Here is a 5,631-nt window from a genome sequence, read left to right on the forward strand (position 1 = left end):
CTCGCCGGTGGTACAGGAACCGTCGCTTTCCTGATTGGGCTGGGGTACTTCGAAGCCGGTGAATTTGTGTTGGAGCAGCTTTTGTTGCCGCGCCTGGGTGAAGAGGCACCGATGCTTGCCTATGTGGCAGAACGAATACGGCTGGCAAGCATGCTGGTTACTTACAATGGTAAATCCTACGACATGCCATTGATTCGGAACCGCTGGGTTCTAAACCGCGTGAAGGCGGCCGATGAAATCCCGCATCTCGATTTACTGCATTGTTGCCGAAGAGTTTATGGGACCATGCTAGAGCAAATGCGCTTGGTGAATATGGAAGAGGAAGTCTTAAGCTTCGAGCGCGAAGATGATGTGCCGGGTTTTATGATTCCCGGAATATTTTTTCAGTTCCTCAAAGATGGTGAAGGCCTGTCGTTAGATCCCATTCTAGAACACAATGAATACGATATACTCGCTTTGGCGGCGATGGTGGGCCTACTCAACAACGACCTTGAATCCCCAACGGCCGATAAAGACCCCAGGTTAACTCTGGCCGTCGCACGCTTGCAGATGAGAGCGAAGGACCGAGCTGCATCTTTGCAGTGGCTATCACACCTTACCGGGGCAGACTCACCATTGGAGACGATGCTTGACGGTTGTTTACTTGGCGCTAAAATTCTTCAGAAAGAAAAATCGTGGCAGGCAGCTCGTGAACTCCTGGATGAAGGGCTAGCCTTTGTGGGTAAAGATTTAGAACAAGCCCAACGGTTAAGCGAGGTACACCTCATGCTTGCTAAATTATGCGAGCATAAGCTTGGCGCCTTAAACCAGGCATTGAAACACGCAAAAGCGGCGGAGCTGGCTGAAGGGGAGGCCGGTAGCCTTAAGCGGGTTGAACGGGTGGAAAGAAAAATAGCTAAAGAGCAGGAAGCACCGGCATGCGCATCTTAATTGCGGGCTGTGGTGATGTGGGAAGCCATCTTGGTATTCGCCTTGAGGCAGCCGGTCATCAGGTTTGGGGCCTACGGCGTGATAGCTCGTCGTTACCCAATGCGATTCAGGGAATTGATGCTGATCTTGGGTCGCCTAATACATTGAGTGTATTGCCTGAGTCCCTCGACCTTGTCTATTATACCGCAGCAGCATCCGGTGACCGAAGTGAGGCAGGGTACCGAAAGGCTTATATTGAAGGGCTGCGCAACGTTCTCAACGCGTGCTTATCGAATGGCAGTAAACTCAAGCATGTCTTTTTTACCTCAAGTACGAGCGTTTACGGCCAAGTCGGAGGCGAAGATGTCACGGAGTCATCTTTAACCAATCCTCAGGGATATTCGGGCACGGTGATGCTCGAGGCTGAACAATTTTTAGCGGAATATGAGGTTCCCGGCACAAGTGTGCGCTTTGGCGGGATTTACGGGCCAGGGAGAACCTATTTGATTCGCACGGTGGCCGACGGCACTGCAAGGCTTAAGAGCAGCGAAGAGCACTATACCAACCGGATTCATCGGGATGATTGTGCTGGGTTTTTGGCTCATTTATGTAGCTTACCGGCTCCCGCTCCGCTTTATCTTGGGGTTGATGACGATCCGGCTCCTTACAATGATGTGCTACGGTTTATAGCCGCCAAGCTTGGCCAAGATGTTCCTGAGGTAAGTGACCAGCCTCGCCACGACACCATGCGGGGGCGCTCGAATAAGCGATGTCGCAATGAGCTTTTACGTTCCACGGGCTATAAGTTGCTTTTTCCTGACTTCCGCGAGGGATATTCACAACTTATAGCGGATTATCATGCCTCTGGGGCTTGACTCTTAAGCCCTCTATTTGAAATGTGGCCGTGCTGCTCCTGTTTTATAAATCAGGGCGCTTAACCATCCCTTTTTTCGATGGAGTCGACGTATGCCCGGCATGTTGCCCACCCTTGAGACGATTGCTCGCCAAGCTATTTTGGCAGGATTAGAAACTGAAGCAGATCCCGTGGTTCGCGAGACCAACGACCCTCGTTTCGGGCACTATCAAATCAACGGTATTTTACCGCTGGCGAAAACGTTGAAAACCAACCCTCGTCAGCTGGCCACGAAGGTCATGGAAAAGCTCGAAGGCAACGGCATGTTTCTGGATCCAGAGATTGCTGGACCGGGATTTATCAACTTGCGTTTGAGTCCAGCTTGGCTCGGGGAAACCATTGGCCGATTTGCGGCTGACGGTGAGCGCCTGGGTATAGATAAAATCGAAAATCCGCAGAACATTGTCGTGGATTTCTCAAGCCCGAATGTAGCCAAGAAAATGCATGTTGGGCACTTACGGTCCACCATCATTGGCGATGCTTTGGTGCGGGTTCTACGATTTGTGGGCCACAACGTCATTGGTGATAATCACGTTGGAGACTGGGGTACTCAATTTGGTATCTTGATTTGGGCTTGGCGAAATAAGGCCGAAAATCTCAATCCTGATGAAGCAACCATTGCAGATCTAGAAGAGCTTTATAAAGCTGGGTCGGCTGCATCAAAAGACGACGAAGCAATTGCAGACGCATGCCGAAGTGAGTTGGCAAAGCTCCAATCTGGTGACGAAGAAAACCACAAGCTCTGGGAGCGTTTCGTTGCGATTTCACGGCGCGAAGCTGAAGCCACCTACGAACGATTAAACATCGAGTTTGATACTTGGAAGGGCGAGAGTTTCTACCACGACGATTTACCGGGTGTGGTCGAGACACTGATTGAAAAGAAAATCGCTCGTGAAGATAACGGGGCATTGGTTGTATTTTTCCCCGAAGACTCACCGCTCCACGAACGACCTTTTTTGATTCGTAAAAAAGATGGTGCCTTCCTTTACTCAACAACAGACCTGGCCACGGTTGCTCACCGTATGAAAGAGCATCAAACAGACCGTATGATTTATGTTGTCGACGTGCGGCAGTCTTTGCACTTTGACCAACTCTTCAGCACAGCGAAGTGGATGGGCTTTGACCCGGTCATGGAGCACGTTGGATTTGGAATGATGCTTGGGGCCGATGGAAAGCCATTCAAAACACGCGATGGAGGTACTGTAAGCCTCGCAGCGTTGCTCGATGAAGCACAAGCCAGAATTATGCCACGGGTTGAAGAGAAATGGCCGGAAGCCAGCGCGGAAGAACACCAAGCCATGGCTTCAAAGGTGGGTATTGGAGCAGTAAAGTATGCTGACCTCGCTCAGAACCTAGCAACTGACTACAAATTCGACTGGGATAAACTCCTAGCTGCTGAAGGTAATACCGGACCGTATCTACAATACACTTTGGTTCGTATCCGTTCCGTTCTCAGAGAGTATACAAGCCGCTATGAGACCGCTTTTAAAGCTGACGGGCAGCCAATTAGCCTTGATGCAAACGAGGAATCCGAGCTCGCTGTGGAACTCTTAAAGTTCTCCGATTTACTTGGCCGAGTTGGTGATTCACTCTTACCGCATCTCTTATGCGAATATCTCTACGGCGTATGCCGAAAGTACAATCAGTTCTTCGCTGAATGTCCTATCCTAAAATCGGAAGGGGAGATGCTTCGGTCACGGATGACACTCTGTGCCGCAACGGCTCGTACGCTCGAGATTGGGATGTCTTGCCTCAATCTGCCGATGATGGAGAGGATGTAATTCCTCCAGTGGTTTAGGGCTTAATTAAAGCGTCACGAGCATTACGTGGCGCGAAGCGACCCAACCTTGTTTGTCGTCTGGCAGACTCACTCGAACCCAGTCTTGTTCTTGGTCAATCACACGCAGTTCAGCACCTTCGTGAAGCTTGAAGAGCACCGTACTCTTTTCTTGAGTACTGGCCCGGATAGAGACTTCAGCCGGAAGAACAATGGCTCTTTGAACGGGTGTAAAGTTTCGCACACCGAACGATACGCCAATTGCAAGTAACGCCAGTAAGGAAGTTCGTTGAAGCCACATCAGCCATTCCGCCTGGCGCCGATAAAGTCTAATCAGACAAGATACCCAAAATATTCCATTCAATATAATAAGGCCGTTCCCGAGTTCGCTAGGGCTAAGCCCGCGGTGCCAGAAGAACAAGGTTTCGAATATCGTCGTCTTCCATTCAGGTAGGTCATCTTTAGCGCTTTGCCGGGCAAACTTAAGATTGGCGGCCAGATCACCGTCCCGGGGTAGGTGGCGCTGAGCTTGCAAGTACGAACCAATAGCTTCACCTAATCTACCACTTCTTAGTCTTGCGTTGCCTAGGTTGTAGTAGAGGTCGCCGCTTTCGTAACCAAAACCAATCAGGCTTTCGAATCCTTCGGTGGCTTCTTGGTACTTACCTTTTTCGTAAAGAGTTGCGGCCTCTAAGTAGCGCCCGGTAGCGTCATCTTGAGAGAGCGCGGCGGTCTCGGCGCCTGCCTGCCCGCTGAGTGCCATAACGGCCAAAACTGAAGTGATTATACACTTTTGAAGCGCGCTCTTCATCGCTGGCCTCCAATCGCTTGTTGCAGGTCCTTCAGAAGCTGCTCCACGGTGTCGGCAACTTTTTGAGAGGATTGCTCTTCCGTACTGGGTGCCGCGAATTGTGCCATCTCACAAACGGATAGAAACTTACGAACGCGTTTTGCGAGATCTGCATCGACGCCTTTATCAACAAGCGTGTCGTGTACATCACTGGATGTAAGTGCGCCGCCTTCTAGGTTGAGCTGGTTGCCGAGAAAGTGGCGTAGGACGCGTGAACCTGCGGCAAGTGGGTTCTCGCTTTCTGCAATTGCCTTCATGTCTGAACGTGCTTGGGTCATGGCCATACGCTTACGTTTTAGCCCTGTATCGGAAGCTTCCTCTTCGCGGCGCCGTTGTAACCAAGCAAATCCAAAAAAAGCAAAAGCTGGGAAACCAAGTCCCAGGCTCATTTTCATTGCGTAAGTGAGAGGTTTGGTTTGCGGCGTGACCTGAGCCAAGCTTTTTTTCAATGGAAGAATGTCGTCGGCGAGAACTTTAACTGCAACCTTACCCATGCCAGGAGCACGGTTTTCAGTGAGTTGGAGATTTTCCGCTTCGGTGGCTGGGGCAACACTCAAATTGAATCGGCGAGTTCTCGCGTTGCGATACTCGCCATGCTGAAGGGAGAAATAAGTAAAAACATAGGGCTCAATGGTTTGAGGGCCCGGTTGCAGGGGGACTAAAGCTTGCTTGAATACTTTACGACCAGCAAAGTTGTTCTTATTTTTACTGGGATGGTTGGTGCTCTTGTCGCTGTAGGTTTTAAATGCGCTGAGGTCTCCGAGTTCAGGCTCTGCAATACTCTTCCAATTACCACTGCCTGAAATCACGATGGTCAGAGTTGCGCTTTCACCCACCCGAAGCTGCGTTTTACTCATTTTAGCGTTGGCTTGGAATTCACCGACCAACCCGCTGAAATTTGGGGGAGCAGGTGGCAGCTCTTGTACAACGAGCTCGATGGGTTTGCTTCGTAGGGTTTTACGTTTGGTTTGCCCCCGCGAGAAAAAACCATCGAAGACTGAGCCGCGTCCTCGGCCACGTTGTTGTCTGGAGTTTTCAACCACCATCTCGATGTTGATCTGGGAACTTGGAATGGTAAGCTTACCTGCTTTGGCGGGGAAGAGTGCGCGCTTAACCTCAGACACCTCATATTGCTGGCCGCCAATGGTCGCATTATAATCTCGTTGCTCGCCGAGTTCTTCA

At 50.6% G+C, this 5,631-nt stretch carries 5 protein-coding genes; 3 read left to right on the plus strand and 2 right to left on the minus strand.

Features of this window, described 5'->3' with window-relative positions; translation table 11 throughout:
* The 3 genes from HOK28_07765 to argS all read left to right on the plus strand — a co-directional run.
* Positions 1 to 930, plus strand: a 930-nt coding sequence (locus HOK28_07765) for a ribonuclease H-like domain-containing protein (GenBank protein ID MBT6432969.1), incomplete at its 5' end; no start/stop codon positions are given.
* The gene (locus HOK28_07770) at positions 918 to 1,784 is read left to right on the plus strand and encodes an SDR family oxidoreductase (GenBank protein ID MBT6432970.1); all 867 of its coding nucleotides are present in this window, start codon (positions 918 to 920) and stop codon (positions 1,782 to 1,784) included. The genes HOK28_07765 and HOK28_07770, both read left to right, overlap by 13 nt.
* 91 nt (positions 1,785 to 1,875) lie before the next feature.
* Positions 1,876 to 3,603 carry an arginine--tRNA ligase gene (gene argS / locus HOK28_07775; protein MBT6432971.1) on the plus strand — a complete coding sequence of 576 codons (1,728 nt, stop codon included), beginning with the start codon at positions 1,876 to 1,878 and terminating at the stop codon, positions 3,601 to 3,603.
* Positions 3,604 to 3,627: 24 nt separating this feature from the next.
* On the opposite strand, the gene HOK28_07780 is transcribed toward argS, so the two are convergent.
* Together HOK28_07780 and HOK28_07785 are read right to left on the minus strand one after the other, a co-directional pair.
* A complete protein-coding gene (locus HOK28_07780) occupies positions 3,628 to 4,410 on the minus strand; it encodes an SH3 domain-containing protein (protein ID MBT6432972.1) in 783 nt (260 codons plus the stop codon).
* Positions 4,407 to 5,631: hypothetical protein (locus HOK28_07785; protein MBT6432973.1), on the minus strand; the 1,225-nt coding region annotated here is incomplete at its 5' end. The genes HOK28_07785 and HOK28_07780, both read right to left, overlap by 4 nt.

The organism is Deltaproteobacteria bacterium (assembly GCA_018668695.1).
Taxonomy (GTDB): domain Bacteria; phylum Myxococcota; class XYA12-FULL-58-9; order XYA12-FULL-58-9; family JABJBS01; genus JABJBS01.

Excerpts from the sequence above, each read along its gene's own strand:
- HOK28_07770 (MBT6432970.1), top strand. The coding sequence starts at position 918 with ATGCGCATCTTAATTGCGGGCTGTGGTGATGTGGGAAGCCATCTTGGT.
- argS (MBT6432971.1), top strand. The coding sequence starts at position 1,876 with ATGCCCGGCATGTTGCCCACCCTTGAGACGATTGCTCGCCAAGCTATT.
- HOK28_07780 (MBT6432972.1), bottom strand. The coding sequence starts at position 4,410 with ATGAAGAGCGCGCTTCAAAAGTGTATAATCACTTCAGTTTTGGCCGTT.